Origin of the sequence: Streptomyces atratus (assembly GCF_040655115.1) — a bacterium.
GTDB classification, from domain to species: domain Bacteria; phylum Actinomycetota; class Actinomycetes; order Streptomycetales; family Streptomycetaceae; genus Streptomyces; species Streptomyces atratus_D.
Genome location: NZ_JBFAJH010000002.1, coordinates 1 through 18,670 on the forward strand (window position 1 = coordinate 1; position 18,670 = coordinate 18,670).

At 71.6% G+C, this 18,670-nt stretch carries 16 protein-coding genes; 6 read left to right on the top strand and 10 right to left on the bottom strand.

Annotation, left to right across the window (positions count from 1 at the left end; all coding sequences use genetic code 11):
• Window positions 1–237 precede the first annotated feature (237 nt).
• The 3 genes from AB0I23_RS02890 to AB0I23_RS02900 are packed head-to-tail and all read right to left on the bottom strand — an operon-like array spanning window position 238 to window position 3,181.
• The gene (locus AB0I23_RS02890; protein WP_359106270.1) at window positions 238–1,095 is read right to left on the bottom strand and encodes an ABC transporter ATP-binding protein; all 858 of its coding nucleotides are present in this window, start codon (window positions 1,093–1,095) and stop codon (window positions 238–240) included.
• Window positions 1,092–2,174: a FecCD family ABC transporter permease gene (locus tag AB0I23_RS02895; RefSeq protein ID WP_359106272.1), complete on the bottom strand. Its 1,083-nt coding sequence runs from the start codon at window positions 2,172–2,174 to the stop codon at window positions 1,092–1,094. Before AB0I23_RS02895 ends, AB0I23_RS02890 begins: the two co-directional genes overlap by 4 nt.
• The gene (locus AB0I23_RS02900) at window positions 2,171–3,181 is read right to left on the bottom strand and encodes a FecCD family ABC transporter permease (RefSeq protein ID WP_359106274.1); all 1,011 of its coding nucleotides are present in this window, start codon (window positions 3,179–3,181) and stop codon (window positions 2,171–2,173) included. Before AB0I23_RS02900 ends, AB0I23_RS02895 begins: the two co-directional genes overlap by 4 nt.
• Before the next feature lie 150 nt (window positions 3,182–3,331).
• Here AB0I23_RS02900 and AB0I23_RS02905 point away from each other — a divergent pair, with 150 nt between their 5' ends.
• A complete protein-coding gene (locus AB0I23_RS02905) occupies window positions 3,332–3,961 on the top strand; it encodes an HAD family hydrolase (RefSeq protein ID WP_359106276.1) in 630 nt (209 codons plus the stop codon).
• 16 nt (window positions 3,962–3,977) lie between these two features.
• Here the strand turns inward: AB0I23_RS02905 and AB0I23_RS02910 are convergent, their stop codons facing one another.
• Complete coding sequence (locus AB0I23_RS02910) at window positions 3,978–4,211, bottom strand: hypothetical protein (RefSeq protein WP_359106278.1); 234 nt, start codon at window positions 4,209–4,211, stop codon at window positions 3,978–3,980.
• Between the two features lie 198 nt (window positions 4,212–4,409).
• On the opposite strand from AB0I23_RS02910, the gene AB0I23_RS02915 reads away from it, so the two are divergent.
• Window positions 4,410–4,793 (top strand): cold-shock protein, encoded by a 384-nt coding sequence (locus AB0I23_RS02915; protein ID WP_037692759.1) that lies wholly within the window; start codon window positions 4,410–4,412, stop codon window positions 4,791–4,793.
• 42 nt (window positions 4,794–4,835) lie between these two features.
• Here the strand turns inward: AB0I23_RS02915 and AB0I23_RS02920 are convergent, their stop codons facing one another.
• From AB0I23_RS02920 to AB0I23_RS02935, 4 genes are read right to left on the bottom strand one after another with little or no spacing between them, the layout of a single operon-like run.
• The gene (locus AB0I23_RS02920; RefSeq protein WP_359106280.1) at window positions 4,836–5,711 is read right to left on the bottom strand and encodes a 1,4-dihydroxy-6-naphthoate synthase; all 876 of its coding nucleotides are present in this window, start codon (window positions 5,709–5,711) and stop codon (window positions 4,836–4,838) included.
• The gene (locus AB0I23_RS02925; protein WP_359106282.1) at window positions 5,695–6,390 is read right to left on the bottom strand and encodes a futalosine hydrolase; all 696 of its coding nucleotides are present in this window, start codon (window positions 6,388–6,390) and stop codon (window positions 5,695–5,697) included. Before AB0I23_RS02925 ends, AB0I23_RS02920 begins: the two co-directional genes overlap by 17 nt.
• Before the next feature lie 29 nt (window positions 6,391–6,419).
• Complete coding sequence (locus tag AB0I23_RS02930) at window positions 6,420–6,902, bottom strand: DUF2771 domain-containing protein (protein ID WP_359106284.1); 483 nt, start codon at window positions 6,900–6,902, stop codon at window positions 6,420–6,422.
• Window positions 6,903–6,929: 27 nt separating this feature from the next.
• The gene (locus AB0I23_RS02935; protein ID WP_359106286.1) at window positions 6,930–8,354 is read right to left on the bottom strand and encodes an MFS transporter; all 1,425 of its coding nucleotides are present in this window, start codon (window positions 8,352–8,354) and stop codon (window positions 6,930–6,932) included.
• Window positions 8,355–8,750: 396 nt separating this feature from the next.
• On the opposite strand from AB0I23_RS02935, the gene AB0I23_RS02940 reads away from it, so the two are divergent.
• The 4 genes from AB0I23_RS02940 to AB0I23_RS02955 all read left to right on the top strand — a co-directional run bounded on the left by AB0I23_RS02940 (window position 8,751) and on the right by AB0I23_RS02955 (window position 15,557).
• A complete protein-coding gene (locus tag AB0I23_RS02940) occupies window positions 8,751–9,686 on the top strand; it encodes a DUF3027 domain-containing protein (protein ID WP_359106288.1) in 936 nt (311 codons plus the stop codon).
• 557 nt (window positions 9,687–10,243) lie between these two features.
• Window positions 10,244–13,450: a sacsin N-terminal ATP-binding-like domain-containing protein gene (locus AB0I23_RS02945; protein ID WP_359106908.1), complete on the top strand. Its 3,207-nt coding sequence runs from the start codon at window positions 10,244–10,246 to the stop codon at window positions 13,448–13,450.
• 188 nt (window positions 13,451–13,638) lie between these two features.
• Window positions 13,639–14,577 carry a hypothetical protein gene (locus AB0I23_RS02950; protein ID WP_359106290.1) on the top strand — a complete coding sequence of 313 codons (939 nt, stop codon included), beginning with the start codon at window positions 13,639–13,641 and terminating at the stop codon, window positions 14,575–14,577.
• A gap of 206 nt (window positions 14,578–14,783) precedes the next feature.
• Window positions 14,784–15,557 carry a DUF5707 domain-containing protein gene (locus AB0I23_RS02955; protein ID WP_359106292.1) on the top strand — a complete coding sequence of 258 codons (774 nt, stop codon included), beginning with the start codon at window positions 14,784–14,786 and terminating at the stop codon, window positions 15,555–15,557.
• Between the two features lie 3 nt (window positions 15,558–15,560).
• Here the strand turns inward: AB0I23_RS02955 and AB0I23_RS02960 are convergent, their stop codons facing one another.
• Window positions 15,561–18,029, bottom strand: coding sequence for an HAD-IC family P-type ATPase (locus AB0I23_RS02960; RefSeq protein WP_359106294.1), 2,469 nt, complete (start codon window positions 18,027–18,029; stop codon window positions 15,561–15,563).
• A 96-nt stretch (window positions 18,030–18,125) separates the two neighbouring features.
• Window positions 18,126–18,425, bottom strand: coding sequence for a DUF2530 domain-containing protein (locus tag AB0I23_RS02965; RefSeq protein WP_359106296.1), 300 nt, complete (start codon window positions 18,423–18,425; stop codon window positions 18,126–18,128).
• Window positions 18,426–18,670 lie beyond the last annotated feature (245 nt).

Here is an 18,670-nt window from a genome sequence, read left to right on the forward strand (position 1 = left end):
CGTGACAGGAGGGCACACCGGGCCGCTGACGCGCGACGGCCGGTCCGGGGCCGCGCAGGGGAGTCCCCGCAGGCCGACGAACAAAGACCCGGGCTGCCCCGCGTACCCGCCGAACGTTCGTCGTTCGAGGAGACACCCCGGAGGGGCCCCGGACCACCACCCACCGCACAGTGCGGCGGCGCCCCCTGGGCGCGGCGCCGAAAATCCAGCCCGTCCGGCGATCGAGGACGGAACCGGTCACCCCGGACCGGGGCGGGACCACGGCGCCCCCGGTACAACCAGCGGCGAACCCGTCACCGGGTCCGGGACGATCACTGCGTCCAGGCCGAAGACCTGGCGTACGAGGTCTGCCGTGACGATGTCCTCGGGGCGGCCCTCGGCGACGATCCGGCCCGCCTTCATCGCGACCAGGTGGTCCGCGTACCGCGCGGCCTGGTTCAGGTCGTGGAGCACGGTGACGACCGTGCGGCCGCGGGTGCCGTCCGCCGCCGGGGCGGCGAGCTGCCGCACCAGGTCGAGGACCTCCACCTGGTGCGCGATGTCGAGGTACGTCGTCGGTTCGTCGAGCAGCAGCAGATCCGTCTCCTGGGCCAGCGCCATCGCGATCCAGACCCGCTGCCGCTGCCCGCCGGAGAGTTCGTCCACCGGCCGGTCGCCGAGCGCCGTGATGTCCGTACGCTCCATCGCGTCGGTCACCGCCCGCTCGTCCTCGTCCGACCACTGCTGCCACCAGTGCTGGTGCGGCTGGCGGCCGCGGGCGACGAGGTCGGAGACGGTGATCGCCTCGGGTGCGACCGGGGTCTGCGGCAGCAGCCCGATCGACTGGGCGATCTTCTTGGTGGGGATCCGGGACAGCTCCGTACCGTCGAGGAGTACGGCCCCGCCGCGCGGCTTGAGGAGCCGGCCGAGCGCCCGCAGGGTCGTCGACTTGCCGCACGCGTTCGGGCCGACGACGACCGTCACCCGGCCGTCCGGCACGGTGAGGTCCAGCTCGTGCACGACCGTGCGGTCCTCGTACGCGAGGGTCAGCCCGCGCGCGGTGAGCCGGCCGGTCGTCACCTCGGCGACGGCATCGGACGTACGGGTCGAGCTCATGCCTTGCCTCCCTTGCGGCCACCGTGACCGCGGATGATCAGCCAGATCAGATACGGGGCGCCGACCGCCGCCGTCAGCACGCCCACCGGCAGCTCGGTGGGCGAGAAGAGCTTGCGCGCCAGCAGGTCGGCGAAGACGACGATCACCGCGCCGAGCAGCGCCGAGCAGAGCAGCGGGATCTGCGCGGTCCGCGTCATGCGGCGGGCGATCTGCGGGGCGAGCAGTGCCACGAAGTCGACCGGCCCGGCCGTCCCCGTCGCCACGGACGCCAGCACCACACCGAGCGCGACGAGCCCCAGCCGTACCCTCCCCAGCCGTACCCCGAGCGCTGTTGCCGTGTCGTCGTCCAGGGACACGGTCCGCTGGGCGCGGGCCGCCCACAGCACGGCCGGGCTCAGGACCAGCAGCGTCCAGCCGATCGGCGCGACCTCGTTCCAGCCGCGACCGTTCAGTGAGCCCGTCATCCAGATCTGGGCCTGCTGGGCGACCAGATAGTCGCCCTTCGTCAGGAACAGCGTGGTGACGGACCGCAGCGCGATGGCGAAGCCGATGCCGATGAGGACGAACCGGGTGGCGTGCAGCCCGCCGCGCCACGCGAAGACGTACACGAGCGCCGCCGCCGCGATCCCGCCGACGACCGACAGATACGGCAGAACGGTGTACGAGGTGACGCCGAACGTCATCGCGCCGACCGTGAGCGCGCCCGCGCCCTGGCTGATGCCGATGATGTCGGGGCTGGCCAGCGGATTGCGGGCGACCGTCTGGATCAGCGCCCCGGCGATACCGAAGGCCGCGCCGACCAGCAGTGCGACGACCATGCGGGGCAGCCGCAGTGTCCCGACGACCAGTTCGTTCTGCGACGGCTGCCCGAGGATCACCTTCACGACCTCGGCGGGCGCGACGAAACTCTCGCCGGCACAGAGGTACGCGACACAGACGATCGCCAGCAGCACGACGAGGGCCGCCGCGGCGACCGCGGCGCGCCGGTGCAGCAGGAACCGCCCGCGCGTCCCGATCCGTACGACGCCGTACCCGGCGGGCCGGACCCGGGCCCGGGTCCGGGCCAGGGTGTCGCTCATGCCGGGACCGCCTTCCGACGTACCGGCGTGACCAGGAACGGCACCCCGATCAGCGCCGTCATCACACCCGCCGGGACCTCGCTCGGCGGGAAGACGATGCGGCCCACGACGTCCGCGACGAGCAGCATCACGGGTCCGATCAGCGCCGCCATCGGCAGCACCCATCGATGGTCGCTGCCGACGATCGCACGGGCGATGTGCGGGACGGCCAGCCCGATGAACGCGATCGGTCCGGCCGCGGCGACCCCGACGCCGGTCAGCACCGTGGCCCCGATGCCGCCGACGACGCGTACCGTCGCGACCTTCTGCCCCAGCCCCTTCGCCATGTCCTCGCCCAGCGCCAGCGCGTCGAGGCCCCGCGCGACGGACAGCACGAGCACCGTGCCGACCAGGAGGAACGGCCAGATCTGCTGCGCCACCCCGGCCTCGCGTCCGGCGATCGAACCGACCTGCCAGAAGCGGAACTCGTCGAGCGCGGACGCCTTCGTCGTCAGCACCGCCATCGTCACCGACACCAGCAGCGCGTTGATCGCGGCGCCGCCCAGCGCGAGCTTGACGGGCGTCGCCCCGCCGCGGCCGCGCGACGCGATCGCGTACACGGCCACCGAGGCGATCGCAGCCCCGGCGAACGCGAACCAGACGTACCCCGTCAGCGTGTGGATCCCCGCGAACGCGATGGCCAGTACCACTCCCACCGACGCGCCCTGGCTGATGCCCAGGATTCCGGGGTCGGCGATGGGGTTACGGGTGATGCCCTGGAGCACCGTGCCCGCGAGGGCCAGCGCCGCACCGACCATCAGTCCGATCAGGGTGCGCGGCACCCGCATCTGCCGGATCACTTCGGCTGCGTCGGAGTGCCCGCCGTGCAGCAGGGCGTCGAGCACCGCGGACGGTGCGATGGACCGTGCCCCCACGGCCAGGCTGAGCAGGACGGTCACCAGCAGCGCCACGACGGCCGCCGCCGTCGCGAGAGCGCGTCTGTGGCGGCGAGGTGCGGCGGCTGACATCGGACCCCATCGGCAAGCGGGAAGGTATAGGTAGGTAAGGCTTGGCTAAGTCTAAGGGGGGCTCGCGAGAGCCCGAGGGGCGGGAGGGGGCCGTGGGGCGGGAGGGGGCCGTGGGGCCGAGGGGCGGACGGAGGCTGTGCCCTCGGCACAATGGGCACCATGGCTCCGCACCCTCTGACGGTCGGCTTCGACCTCGATATGACGCTCATCGACTCCCGGCCGGGCATCAAGGCCACCTACCAGGCGCTGTCCGCCGAAACGGGGACGCCGATCGATGTCGACCTGGCCGTCAGCAGGCTCGGACCGCCCGTGGAGCACGAGCTCGCGAACTGGTACCCGGCGCACGCCGTGGCCGCCGTGGCCGACCGGTACCGGGAGATCTATCCCACGTACGCGATCACCTCGAGCCCGGCCCTGCCGGGCGCCCGGGAAGCCGTCGCCGCGATCCGCGCGCGGGGCGGCCGGACGATCGTCGTCACCGCCAAGCACACGCCGAACGCCAGACTCCACCTGGCGCACGTGGGGATCGAACCCGACGAGGTCATCGGCAGCCTGTGGGCGGAGCGCAAGGGGGACGCGCTGCGCGAGCACGGCGCGCAGGTGTACGTCGGCGACCACACCGGGGACGTGCGCGGCGCCCGTATCGCCGATGCCCTGTCGGTCGGGGTCACGACGGGCCCGTGCGACGCGGCCGAACTGCGGGAGGCGGGCGCGGACGTCGTCCTCCCGGACCTCACGCGGTTCCCGGTGTGGCTGCGAACCTACCCGGAACCGGCGTGACCGGCGGCCGTCCCCGTCAGCGCGCGGTCCGCTTGGGGGACCCCGCCCAGGCCGACCGCACCACGCCCGCCGCGGCGATCAGGAACCCCACGCCCATCAGCATGCACACGGCGTACGCGGGGGACGGGAACGGGTCGGTCCCGAGGAACAGCGGAGCCACCGTGACCAGTGTGGCCAGGGCCCCGATGAAGAAGACGATCGCGCCGACGCGGACGAGCCGGTCACCTGCGCCAGAGGGAGGAGTACTCACCCGGCCAGGGTAGTTCCCGCCCCGGAGCAACCGTCCCTTCACCCGGAGTGCGCCGTTTCTGGACAGAGTCCGGATGACCAGGCTTGACGGGGGGTACTGCACCTGTGGAGGCTTCTGCCAGCAGGGGAGCACGACCACTGGACGGCCTGACCTGCTGAGGTTTGGTTCCGGCATACGGGTTGAGATGGGGTGCGTGCTTTGCCGACTGGCAAGGTCAAATGGTTCAACAGCGAGAAGGGCTTCGGCTTCCTTTCCCGCGACGACGGCGGCGACGTGTTCGTGCACTCGTCGGTGCTTCCTGACGGAGTCGACGCACTCAAGCCCGGCCAGCGCGTCGAATTCGGTGTCGTCGCAGGTCAGCGCGGAGACCAGGCGCTCTCGGTGGCGATCCTCGACCCGACTCCGTCCGTTGCCGCCGCCCAGCGCCGCAAGCCGGACGAGCTCGCATCGATCGTGCAGGACCTGACCACCCTGCTGGAGAACATCACGCCGATGCTGGAGCGGGGCCGCTACCCCGACAAGGCGGCCGGCAAGCAGATCGGCGGCCTGCTGCGCGCGGTCGCCGACCAGCTCGACGTGTAACTCGGCTCAGGGGGGCTGCGGCCGTACCCCGTACGGCCGGACTCAGGTGAACGACAGCGCGTCCGGGCCGAGGGGCGGCACCAGCCCCTCGGCCGCCGCGCGTGTGAGCAGCCCGCGGATCGCCGCACAGCCGTTCTCGCCGAGGTCGGCGGTGAACTCGTTCACGTACAGCCCGATGTGCTGGTCGGCGACGGCCGGGTCCATCTCCTGGGCGTGCTCCAGCACGTACGGCCGTGACATCTCCGGGTCGTCCCAGGCCATCCGTACGGATGTGCGGATGGACTCGGCCAGCAGCTTCAGCGTCTTCGTGCCCAGCGACCGCTTGGCGATGATCGCGCCGAGCGGGATCGGCAGCCCGGTCGTCGCCTCCCAGTGCTCGCCCATGTCGGCGAGGCTGTGCAGCCCGTAGTTCCGGTACGTGAAGCGCGCCTCGTGGATGACGAGACCGGCGTCCACCTTCCCGTCCCGCACGGCGGGCATGATCTCGTCGAACGGCATGACGACGATCTCGCCGACATCGCCCGGCACGACATCCGCCGCCCAGAGCCGGAACAGCAGATACGCGGTGGAGCGCTCGCTCGGAACGGCGACGGTCCTTCCCGTCAGATCCGTACCCGGCTCCTTCGTCAGCACGAGCGGCCCGCAGCCTCGGCCCAGCGCCCCGCCGCAGGGCAGCAGCGCGTACTCCTCCAGGACCCAGGGCAGCACCGCGTACGACACCTTCAGCACGTCCAGCTCGCCGCGCTCGGCCATGCCGTTGGTGACGTCGATGTCGGCGAACGTGACATCGAGGGCGGGCGCGCCGGGGACCCTGCCGTGCGCCCAGGCGTCGAAGACGAAAGTGTCGTTCGGGCATGGCGAGAAGGCGATCTTCACCGCCGTGCCGGGCTTCGCGGTGCCCTCAGTCGAGTCGGTCATGGTGGGTCCAACCTTCCAGTACGGGGGTGAGCTTCCCGAACGCGTCGGTGAGCGCGGCCAGCGCGTCGCCGATGCGCCAGGCGTCCCGGTCGCGCGGGCCGACGGCATTCGACACGGCCCGGATCTCCAGCACCGGCACGCGCAGCCGGTCGGCGGCCTCGGCGACTCCGAAACCTTCCATGGCCTCGGCGACGGCGTCCGGGTGGGCGGCGCGGAGGACGCCGGCGCGGGCGGCACTGCCGGTCACGGTGGAGACGGTGAGGATGTCGCCGGTGACCGCGCCGGTCGCGGCGGCCACCTTCCGTACCAGGGCGGACGGCGGCTCGAACCGTTCCCGGCCGAAGCCCAGGGCGGTGACGGGCAGGAACCCGGCGGGGGTCTCGGCGCCCAGATCGGCGGCGACGATCGCGCGCGCGACGACGAGGGAGCCGACCGGGGCGCCGGGCGCGAAACCGCCGCCGATACCGGCGGAGACCACCAGGTCGTAGGAGCCGGAGGCAAGCCCGAACGCGGTGGCGGCGGCCGCGGCGGCCGGTCCGGCGCCGCCCGCGAGGACATCGAAACCGCCGACGCGGTGCAGCTCGGCGCCGGTTGCCCGGACCACCTCCGGTCCGTCCGTGAACGCACGCGTGACCGCGTCCCGTTCCACCGGGACAGCGGTCACGACGAGCACACGCACGGGGAGGGTCCTCCCGGGTCGGGAGGGGGTCAGCTGGTCTTCTCGAAGGTGAAGTGCCAGATGCCCGTGAGCTTCTTGCCCTTGGTCTCCACGATGCTGATCTGCGCCTTGTTCGTGGTCTCGCCGGTCTGGCTGGAGAAGAAGGCGCTGCCCGGGATGGACCGGTAGGTCTTCTTGTACGGCTCCTGCTCGGCCTGCTGGCCGTTGATGAAGAGGGTCCAGCCGTTGTCCGCGATCTCCGGGTCGACGCCGAAGCGGACCTTGTCGTCCATCGCGACCTTGACGGTGTGCTCCGCCTTCTTGTTGTTGAGGCAGCCCTGGATCAGCGACTCCTTGATGGCGTCGCCGTCGTTGTAGCAGGTCGCCTCGGCACTCACCGAGTTGTCGCCGACCGTCACGGTGGCAAGCGGCGTCGGCTTGTTGCAGGCGGACAGGAGAAGGAGTCCCGCGGACACGGCACCAAGAGCGACGCCGATTCGACGGCCCTTACCGGAGAAGAACGCAACGGTCATGGCCCGAAGGCTATCGGTCGCTCCCGCTCACGCCACGCGGGGGTGCGGCGAGCCGCGCCGCGCCGCACCCAGCAGACCCCGTACGGAGGCTGCCGCGCCGAGGGTGAGAATCCCTGCGGCGACCGACATCCCCAATACGCCGTTGAGGGGGAGGGCGATGCCGATACCGCCGCCGACCACCCACGCCATCTGGAGCAGTGTCTCGGACCGGGCGAACGCCGACGTGCGGACTTCCTCGGGCACGTCGCGCTGGATCATCGCGTCCAGCGACAGCTTCGACAGTGCCTGCGTGAAACCCGCCACCGCGCTGAGCGCGGCGACCATCACGGTGGAGAAGAAGGCCGCGGCAAGCACGGCGACACCGAGCGCCAGCCCCAGCACCGAGGCGACGATCACCTCAGGGCCGCGGGCCCGGAGCCAGGACCCCATCGCCGTGCCGAGGGCATTGCCGACCCCGGCCGCGACGCCGACGATGCCGAGCGAGACGACCGCGCTCTGCCCGGCGAGCGGGTGCACCCGCAGCAGGAACGCCAGGAAGAAGATCAGGAAGCCGGAGAGGGCGCGGTGCGCGGCGTTGGCCTGGAGCCCGTGCAGGACGGACGGCCCGACGGTCCGCAGTCCCGGCCGCTTCTCCTTCTCCCCGTTGGCCCTGGCCCTGCCGTTCTTCCCGTTGGCCCTGGAGGGCCTGGTGCGCACGGAGGGCTGATGGCCGTGCGGCTCGACCAGCCGGGCGCGGCGTTCGCCCTTCGCCGAGTCGACCTTGTGCGGCAGCGTGAACGCGAGGACAGCGCCGCCGATGAAGATCACACACGCGCCGTAGAGCGGCCAGGGTGCCCCGACGGTCTGCAGCCCGGCCCCGATCGGCGCCGCCACGCCCGTGGCCAGAAGCCCGGCCAGGGTGACCCGGGAATTGGCCTTCACCAGGGAGAAACGCGGTGGCAGCAGGCGCGGCACGACCGCGCTGCGCACGACCCCGTAGGCCTTCGAGGCGACCAGCACGCCCAGTGCCGCCGGATACAGCTCCAGACCGCCCGTGGCGACCGCGCCCGACATCGTCAGCGCGAGCACGGCCCGCGCCAGCATGGCGGCCGCCATCGCGGCGCGGCGGCCGTGCGGCAGGCGGTCCAGGAGCGGGCCGATGACGGGGGCGAGGAGTGTGAAGGGCGCCATCGTGATGGCGAGATAGAGGGCGACCCGTCCTCGGGCCTCGTCCGTCGGTACGGAGAAGAACACCGTCGACGCGAGCGCGACCGTGATCATCACGTCGCCCGCGCCGTTCACGGCATGCAGCTCGATCAGTTTGCCGAGTCCGGATTCGCCGGCGCCGTGGGCGTGGGTCGCCTTGCGGATACCTTTCGCGGTGCCGGTGAACGGCGTGTGCAGGGCACGGCCGATCGTCCGGCCCGTCCTGCGGAGCGGGCCGGGCCCGTCGTGCGACCTGGCGGAAGCCACCCCGTCATAGTGCCCCAGCCACTGCGGTAACGAACCGAGAACGGTACGGGGCGCGGGGTTCGCCGCCCTGTCGGGTCAGTGACAACCCTGCCGACAGGGCATTCCTCCGACCGCCGGGCCCGGACACGGCAGTGGATACCCCGTTGTTTGGGACGGGCAGGTGGGCGGGGAGCTGCGGAGAGGGTAGCGTGCGTAGCGCGCCCCCGGCGGTTGTTCTTGGCCGCGCGCCTCTCGGCGATCCCGCAGAATGGATAGCAGAAGGCGCGCCCGAGGCAGGCACAACGGGTGCGGACGTCGACGCGGCCCCCAGGTCCGCTCCGCCCGCAACCGTTATGGCCGAAATCGATGGATCTGCTGGCGCACTCGTGAGACGGCGTATGGAGAGAAGCGAGACCTGTGAGTGCTGCTACGACGCGAAGCCGTACTGCCCGTACCCCTGCCCCCGACCGTCTGTGCGCCGAGGCGGTAGACCTCGCGCGCGCGGCGGCGGAGGAAGTGGCCGCGCCGGGGGAGGTCGGTGAGCACGTGGGCCTGGTCTCGGAGGGGGACCGGGTCGTCACGCACTACTTCGAGTGCAAGGAACCCGGCTACAAGGGCTGGCGCTGGGCGGCGACGGTCGCCAGGGCCTCCCGCGCCAAGGTCGTCACGCTCGACGAGGCGGTCCTGCTGCCGGGGACCGACGCGCTGCTCGCGCCCGAGTGGGTGCCATGGAGCGAGCGGCTGCGGCCCGGTGACATGGGACCCGGTGATCTGCTGCCGACGGAGGCGGAGGATCTGCGTCTGGAGCCGGGGTACACCGGTGAGGACGAGCCCCTGCCGAACTCGGTGGCCTCCGAGATGTCGGAGGAACTGGCCGACCTCGTCGACGCGGAGGACGCGGAGCTCACGACGCGCCCGGAGGCGACGAGCCGCGGTTCGATCGCCGCGGTCGCGGAAGAGCTCGGCATGCGGCGGGCACGGGTGCTGTCCCGGTACGGGCTGCATACCGCGGCCGACCGCTGGGACGAGGGGTTCGGCCCGAAGACGCCGATGGCCCAGGCGGCGCCGGCGTCCTGTGTCACCTGTGCCTTCCTGGTGCCACTGGCGGGTTCGCTGCGGCAAGCCTTCGGCGTGTGCGCGAACGAGTTCGGCCCGGCGGACGGCCATGTGGTCTCGCTGTCGTACGGCTGTGGTGGGCACTCGGAGGCAGCGGTGATGCCGAAACCGCCGAAGCCGGCGCCGCACGCGCTGGACACGATGCAGGTGGACGAGTACCCGCTGCGCCCCGCACGGGACAGCGGATCGGTTCCGGTGGAACCGGATGAGCCGTCGGAGGACCTGGGCCACTCCTGACGCTCCTGGCCGCTGGGGGTCCGGGTCTGCGGTACCCGGGGGTCGCGCGCTGCGATGCGGGCTCCGGGGCGCCCGGTGGACGTTTTGTCCTCGAGCGCCGGACGGGCTTGATGTGTCCTCGTGCGGCTCTCGGGTGCAGGCCGGTGGACGTTTTGTCCTCAAGCGTCGGACGGGCTCGGTGTGTCCCTCGTGCGGCTTTCGGGTGCGGGCAGGGCTCTGGCCTCAAGCGCCCGACGGGCTCGGTGTGTCTCCCGTTGGGGACAAGGCGCCGAGGACTCGCCGGGTTCGTGGCCTCCGTGGGCACTTTCAGCTCGTCGAGAGGGTTCACCGTGTGCTGAAGGGACGTGACCCGGGCGGTGCCGTGCCGGGGGCGGAATCAAGCCTGTCCGGCGATGGAGGACAAGGCCGGCGTCCCACCGTCGCACCACGTCGGATTGCCGGTCGCGGTACCTTCGGGCGCACACTGGCGGCACGGGTGTACGCGCACGCAGGCGCACGGACACCCCCGCCGCACATGGGTAACGCGTCACCGGACAGAGCGGAGTCAGAGCGTGAGCATGAATGCGACCGAGGGGGCCGATCCGTTCGGGACGGCACGGCTGCGGCGCGGGGTGCTCGACGCCTGGGGTGCCGGTCCGGCCCGGTTCCGGGAGGACGCCAACGCCGAGGAGGACCTCGCGCTCGGCGGCTACCGGGACCGCCTCGTCGTCGAGCTCGCCCAGAACGCCGCCGATGCGGCCGCCCGCGCCGGTGTCCCCGGCCGGCTCCGTCTCACTCTTCATCCCGCCTCGGACACCGGACCGTCCGTCCTCGCCGCCGCCAACACCGGCGCCCCCCTCGACGCCACCGGCGTCGAATCGCTCAGCACGCTCCGCGCCTCCGCCAAGCGCGAGGGCCACGAGTCCGCCGTCGGCAGGTTCGGCGTCGGGTTCGCCGCCGTCCTCGCGGTCAGCGACGAGCCCGCCGTCATCGGCCGGCACGGCGGCGTCCGCTGGTCCCTCGCCGAGGCCCGTGACCTCGCCCGCGAGGCCGCCGTGGGCAGCCCAGGCCTCGGCGACGAACTCCGCCGCCGCGACGGACACGTACCGCTGCTGCGTCTTCCGCTGCCCGCCGAGGGCACCGCACCGGACGGGTACGACACCGTCGTCGTCCTGCCGCTGCGCGACGGCGTCGCCGAGGACCTGGTCGGACGGCTGCTCGCCGCCGTCGACGACGCGCTCCTCCTGACGCTCGCCGGTCTCGACGAGATCGTCATCGACACCCCCGAGGGCCTGCGGACGCTGCGCCGCTCCCAGCACGGTCCGTACACACACATCGACGACTCCGCGTACGGCACGAACCGCTGGCGCACCGTCGCCCAGCACGGCCCGATCGAACCCGCGCTGCTCGCCGACCGCCCGCTGGAGGAACGGCTGCGCCCGCACTGGTCCGTGACCTGGGCGGTGCCCGTCGACGTGGAAGGGGCGCCGGTGTACCCGCGTACCGCCCCCGTCGTCCACGCGCCGACCCCCACCGACGAACCTCTCGGCGTACCCGCCCTGCTCATCGCGTCGCTGCCGCTCGACACCACCCGCCGCCACCCCGCGCCCGGCCCGCTCACCGACTTCCTGGTGCAGCGCGCGGCCGACGCGTACGCCGAACTGCTCGCCGACTGGCATCCGGTGTCCGTCGCCACTCTCGACCTCGTGCCCGGCCCGCTCGGCAAGGGCGAACTGGACGGTGCCGTGCGCGGCGCGATCCTGGAGCGGCTGGTGCGCGTCGCGTTCCTGGAGCCCGCCGCCCCGCGCGACGCCGCCGCCGAACCCGAGCAGTGGGACGCCTGGGACGCCGGGACGGAGAACGTCCGCGTGGCCACCACCGCGCTGCGGCCGATCGAGGCGGAGGTCGTGGAGGGGGTGGGCGCCGAGACCGTTCAGGTGCTTGCCGAGGTGCTGCCGTGCCTGCTGCCCGCGGGACTTGAGCGCCGGAGCGAACTGCGCACCCTCGGCGTCGCCCGGGTCCCGCTGACCGAGGCGATCGACCGGCTCGCCGGTCTGGAGCGCGAACCCGCCTGGTGGCAGCGGCTGTACGACAGTCTGTCCGGAATCGACCCCGACCGGCTCTCCGGACTCCCGGTCCCTCTGGCCGGAGCGGTGGAGAGCGCGGCGGGCGCCCCGGACGCCGCACCACCGCGCACCACCATCGGCCCCCGACAGGTCCTCCTGCCGCTCCCCGACGGCCTCACCGGCCCGGTCCTGGGCCGGCTGGTCCGGCTCGGGCTGAAGGTCGCGCATCCGGATGCCGCCCATCCGCTCCTGGAGAAGCTGGGCGCCCTGCCCGCCACCCCGCGCGCGGTGCTGACGACCCCGCAGGTGCGTGCGGCCGTCGCCGGTTCGCTGGAGGCCGGCGAGGTGTGGGACGAGGACGCGCTGGACACGGAGGAGCTCGCGGACACCGTCCTCACGCTCGTCCGGGACGCCGACCTGGCGCCCGGCGACGAACCCTGGCTCGGTGCGCTCGCCCTCCCCGACGAGGACGGCGAACCCGCGCCTGCCGGTGAACTCGTGCTGCCGGGAAGCCCGTTCGCGAGCATCATGCGCGAGGGCGAACTCGCGCTCTGCGATGAGGAACTGACCGACCGCTGGGGCGAGCAGCCGCTGACCGCCTGCGGGGTGCTGGCCACCTTCGCGCTCGTCCGGGCCACCGACGTCGTTCTCGACCCCGATGAACTGGAGCCACGCGAAGGCGACTTCGCCGAACCCGACGACGCGGGACTGCTCGACGCCGTCGACGTGTGGTGCGAGGACATTCTCGACCAGCTGCCCGACACTGTCGTGCCGCCCGTCGCCACCGAACTCGTCGCCGTCCGCGACCTCGACCTCGTCGACGACGACGCCTGGCCGCAGGCGCTCGCCCTGCTCTCCCGGCCGCCGTTGCGCGACGCGCTGACCCAGCCGGTGCGGGTGCTGCTCCCGGACGGCACCACCCGGTCCGTGCGCCCGTACACCGCCTGGTGGCTGCGCGACCACCCGGTGCTCGGCGGCCGCCGCCCGGCGGGGCTGCGTGCCGCGGGCGGCGACCCGCGGCTGTCCGGACTGTACGACTCCGCCGACGCGACCGGCTTCGACGACGCCCAGGTTCTGCGCGCCCTCGGCGTACGGACCTCCGTCGCCGCGCTCCTCGACGAGCCGGGCGGGGCGGCGGAACTCCTCGGCCGGCTCGCGGACGAGGACCGCCCGGTCGGCTCCGTGCAACTCCACGAGCTGTACACGGCCCTGGCCGATCTCGACCCGGAACAGGTCACGCTGCCCGACGAGCTGCGGGCCGTGGTCGACGGCGAGGTACGCGTCGTCGACGCGGCCGACGCGGTGATTGCGGACGCCCCCGACCTGCTGCCGCTGACGGACGATCTGCCGCTCCTGCCGGTGGCCCCGGCGCGCGCCGCGGAACTGGCCGAGCTGTTCCAGGTGCGGCGGCTCGGCGAGACCGTCGAGGCGGAGGTGACGACGGACGGCGATGAGCACCAGGTGCCGGCGTCGGTACGGACCCTGCTCGGCGCCGGGACCCCGGACACGTACGTCGAACACGGCGAACTCCGCGCGGGCGGCGTCGAACTGGACTGGCGCCGCACCCCGGACGGGACCGTCCACGCGTCGACGCTGGAGGGTGTCGCGGCGGGCCTGGCCTGGGCGGCGGGTCAGTGGCCACGCCGTTTCGAGGTCGCGGCGCTGCTGCAGGACCCGTCCCGTACGGAGGAGTTGGCGCGCGACCGCTGGTTCGACTGACGGGGCGGAAGGGCGGAACGCGCCCGTACCCGAGCAGGGCCAAGTATGCGCAAAGTATCCCCACGGACCGCACAACCATTCACGTGTCCCAACGGTCTTGTCTGTGAAGCCACCAGGCTTCACAGACGACCTTGGGCCCGGGAACGGACGACCTCCGCGGGCCCCTTCTCCACATTGGGGAACGAAACATGCGTATTCGTGCCACTGTGGCCGGCGTAACCGGCGCCCTGGCCCTCTCCGCCCTCGTCGTTCCGTCTGCGGCTCAGGCCGACGACGCGCACCGCTCCTCCACTGTCCTCGATGCCGCGCGCGCCGCTCAGGCCGCGTCCGGCGCGCAGTCCGGTGCGAAGTCCGGCGCGCGCTCCGTCACCGCTGCCGGGACCGCAGGTGTCCCGCTCGACCTGACCTTCTCCAAGTTCACCGTGAACGGCGGCAAGCCGATCGCCGTGGGTACCAGCGCCACGAAGACCGTGGCGACCACGTACACCGTGACGCACGCCGCCGACGTGGACATCTTCGGCGCGGACTTCGCGCTCGACGTCGCGCTCTACCGCGGTTCGTTCGACGCTCCGGCGAACGAGCTCTACGGCTACAAGGCCCCCACCTGCAAGGCGGTCTCCTCGACGGTCGCCACCTGCAAGGGGCAGATCGACATCTCGCCGTACTACGACCTCATCGGCAACGCGGACGCCACGACGTGGAAGGCGGTGGGCTTCGCCGTCGACTTCAACGGCCAGGACCCGACCAACCCCGACCCCAGCCAGATCGACTACGCGGTGCAGGACGGCCTGGGTACCACCAAGCTCCAGCGCTTCTCGAAGCTGACGGTCAACGCCTCCCCGGAGCCCGTGAAGAAGGGCAGGACCATCACGGTCACCGGGAAGCTCTCCCGCGCGAACTGGGACGACCTGGCCTACCACGGCTACGCCACCCAGTCGGTGAAGCTCCAGTTCCGCAAGAAGACCAGCTCCACCTACACCACGCTGAAGACGATCAAGTCGAGCAGCACCGGCACCCTGAAGACCACGGCCACGGCCTCGGTCGACGGTTACTGGCGCTACAGCTTCGCCGGTACGTCCACCACCCCGGCCGTCTCGGCCGCGGGTGACTACGTCGACGTGCAGTAGTTCCACGCCCGATTCCAGGCGTAGGTCCACACGTGGTCCACACGAGCAGCGGGATCTCCGGTATGGAGGTCCCGCTTCTCGTACTCCCATCCCGTGCGTCCCCGTCCGGCCCGCCGGTTCCGCGGACGCACCGGCCCATCGGGTCCCGCCGCGGCCGGTGACACCACGCACCTGCCCGACGGACCCCTTTCTCCAACGGAGAAAACATGCGTATACGTGCCACTGTCGCCGCCGCGTCCGGCGCCCTGGTCCTGTCCGCTCTCGCCGTCCCGGCCGCGCACGCGGCCACGGCGGATCCCGTCATCTCCAAGGTCAGCGTCAACGGCGGCAAGAACACCGTCCTGGGTACGACGGCGGCGAAGACCATCACCGTGTCGGTCACCGCCTCGCACGCCTCCGGCATCGCCGATGGCTGGGTGATCCTTTGGCACGGGAAGAGCCTGGACGAGGGCATGGACGGCGCGCTGCTGCCGAACGAGGGGGAAGCGACCTGCAAGGCCGCGAGCGCCACCACCTCCACCTGCTCGTACACCCTCACGATCGATCCGCGGGTCGATCTGCCGAAGAACGCGTTGGCCGGCTCCTGGCACGTCCTCGCCGGCGCGGAGGCCAAGGACGGCTCCAGCTCGTCCTACGACTCCTACGCCACGGCGAGGATCCAGCGGCTGTCGAAGCTGACGGTCAACGCCTCCCCGGAGCCCGTGAAGAAGGGCAGGACCATCACGGTCACCGGGAAGCTGTCGCGGGCCAACTGGGAGACGCACACGTACGCGGGCTACACCGGCCAGGCGGTCAAGCTCCAGTTCCGGAAGAAGACCAGCTCCACGTACACCACGGTGAAGACGATCAAGACGAACAGCACCGGCAACCTGAAGACCACGGTCACCGCCTCGGTCGACGGCTACTGGCGCTACAGCTTCGCCGGTACCTCCACCACCCCGGCCGTCACCACCGCCGGTGACTTCGTCGACGTGCGGTAACGGCTACACCGGGAAGCGGCGGCTGACCAGTCGCCAGGTGAACTCCAGGGCAGCCGCCGCCACCACCGCTATCCCCACCGCCGTCCACGGGACGACCGTGCCCACCAGCTTCAGTGCGAAGAAGTTCTGCAGCCACGGCACCATCAGCACGATGAGGAACGCCGCACCCATCGACGCGACCAGGACGATCCGCCACCAGGTGTACGGGCGGGCGATGATCACGAGCACCCACATCGAGACCAGGAACAGCGTGAGCGTCGCCGCGCTGGTCTCCGCGCCCAGCGCCCCCGTCCCCGTGTAGGAGTGCCGGGCGACCAGATACGTCACGAAGGTGGCGATGCCCGCGATGACGCCGGACGGCACGGAGTACCGCATGACTCTGCGGACGAAGTGCGGCCGGGCCCGCTCCTTGTTCGGCGCGAGGGCCAGGAAGAACGCCGGGACGCCGATCGTCAGCGTCGACAGCAGGGTCAGGTGCCGGGGCAGGAACGGGTACTCGACCTGGAAGCAGACCACCAGGATCGCCAGCAGCACCGAGTAGACGGTCTTCGTCAGGAACAGGGTCGCGACCCGGGTGATGTTGCCGATCACCCGGCGGCCCTCCGCGACCACCGACGGCAGCGTCGCGAAGCTGTTGTTCAGCAGCACGATCTGGGCCACGGCGCGCGTCGCCTCGGAGCCCGAGCCCATCGAGACCCCGATGTCGGCGTCCTTCAGCGCCAGCACGTCGTTGACCCCGTCGCCCGTCATCGCGACCGTGTGGCCGCGGGACTGGAGGGCGGCGACCATCTCACGCTTCTGCTGCGGGGTGACCCGGCCGAAGACCGCGTTCTCCTCCATGGTCGTGGCCATCTCGTCCGGGTCCGTGGGAAGCCGGCGCGCATCCAGCGTGTGCTCGGCGCCGGGCAGGCCGAGCTTGCCCGCGACCGCGCCGACCGAGACGGCGTTGTCCCCGGAGATGACCTTCGTGGCGACCCGCTGGTCGGCGAAGTAGCGCAGCGTGTCCGCGGCGTCCGACCGCAGCCGCTGCTCCAGGACGATCAGCGCGGTCGGTACGGCTCCGGCGGCGCTCTCCGGCCCTTCGAGCTCCCCCTGGGCGCGCGCCAGCAGCAGCACCCGCAGCCCCTGCTCGTTGAGCTGCTCGATCTCGTCGAGCGCCGGGTCCTGGTCCGGGAGGAGCACATCGGGTGCGCCGAGCAGCCAGGCCGACGACCGCCCGTCGGCCTCGACGAACGCGGCGCCGCTGTACTTGCGTGCCGAGGAGAACGGCAGCGCCTGGGTGCACCGCCATGCCTCGCCGTTCGGGGACGGGTACGCGTCGATGATCGCCTGCAGGCTGGCGTTGGGCCGCGGGTCGGATGCGCCGAGGGCGCTCAGTACCTGGCGTATGTACGGGTCGTCCGCGCCGTTCAGTGCCCGCACCTCGGTGACGTCCATCCCGCCCTCGGTGAGCGTGCCGGTCTTGTCCAGGCAGACGACGTCCACCCGGGCGAGACCCTCGATGGCGGGCAGCTCCTGCACGAGACACTGCTTGCGGCCGAGCCGTACGACACCGATCGCGAAGGCGACCGAGGTGAGCAGGACCAGGCCCTCGGGGATCATCGGGACGATGCCGCCCACGGTGCGGGCGATCGAGTCCCTGACGTTGGTGTTCTTGACGACGAGCTGGCTGATGATGAGACCGATCGCGGTCGGCACCATCATCCAGGTGACGTACTTGAGGATCGTGCTGATTCCGCTGCGCAGCTCGGACTGGACGAGCGTGAAGCGGGACGCCTCCTCGGCGAGCTGCGCGGCATAGGCCTCGCGGCCGACTTTGGTGGCGGAGAACGCGCCGCCGCCCGCGACGACGAAGCTGCCGGACATCACCGGGTCGCCGGCCTGCTTCAGTACGGGGTCGGCCTCGCCGGTGAGCAGGGACTCGTCGATCTCCAGGTTGTCGGCCTCGGCCACCGCGCCGTCGACCACGACCTTGTCGCCGGGCCCGAGCTCGATGAGATCGCCGAGGACGATCTCGGAGGTGGATATCTCGGCCGCGACCCCGTCGCGCCGGACCGTGGGTTTCGCCTCACCGATGACCGCGAGGCTGTCCAGGGTCTTCTTGGCGCGCCATTCCTGGACGATGCCGATGCCTGTGTTGGCGATGATCACGAAGCCGAAGAGGCTGTCCTGGATCGGCGCGACGAACAGCATGATCAGCCAGAGCACGCCGATGATCAGGTTGAACCGGGTGAAGACGTTGGCCCGGACGATCTCGCGGACGGAGCGGGACGAGCGGACGGGTACGTCGTTGACCTCGCCGCGGGCGATCCGCTCGGCCACCTCGGCCGCGGTCAGCCCGCTCGTACGGACGACCGTGCCGGGAAGCTTCATCGGGTGGACCGGGTCGAGTTCGGAACCGGCGTCGATCCTGGCCGGCCGGGGCCGGCCGGGTGTGTGCTCCCCGGAGGAGCGGAGTGCCCGCTGCGTCATGGTTCCGACGGTACGGGTGGAACGTCCGGTTCACCCGCCGGGGGGTCGAAGATCAGACCGGAGGAGGAGCGGAATGGTCCTCGGGCGGTACGGAAGTCAGGGCCGGCCCTGACTTCCGTCGGTGGCGCCGGACGCGTCAGCCGGTCCGGCCCCGGCGGCTGCCCGCTTGATCGCCGCGTCGCGCCCCCGTACGTACCAGATGCCGATCAGTCCGAGGCCGGCGCCGGCCAGACACGTCCAGATCCACCACGCGTGACCGTGGTCGTCGAACCAGCCGTAGAACGGCAACTGCACGAGGAAGAGGACGAACCAGAGGAGCGTGCCGCCGGTGATGGTGGCGACGACGGGCCCCTCCAGGGGCTCGGGTGCCTCGTGTATCGGTGTCCACTTCGCCATGGGCTCAGTGTATGCGGCCCGTATGTAGGACCGACCGGCAAATGGGGGGCGGCGTCACGGGGCTGGGCACGCACATCTGCGGCGTTGTCTCCCGCCCCCCATTTGCCGGTCGGTCCAAAGCCGCTCGGCCCAGTCGGCCCATGGGTCTACGCGCGGAGATAGCGATCTTCGCCCTATGTATTCATACTGAATCTGCTTGCGGCTGGCTCGATTTATTCGTGTAAAAGTCCAAAGCTGATCACTTT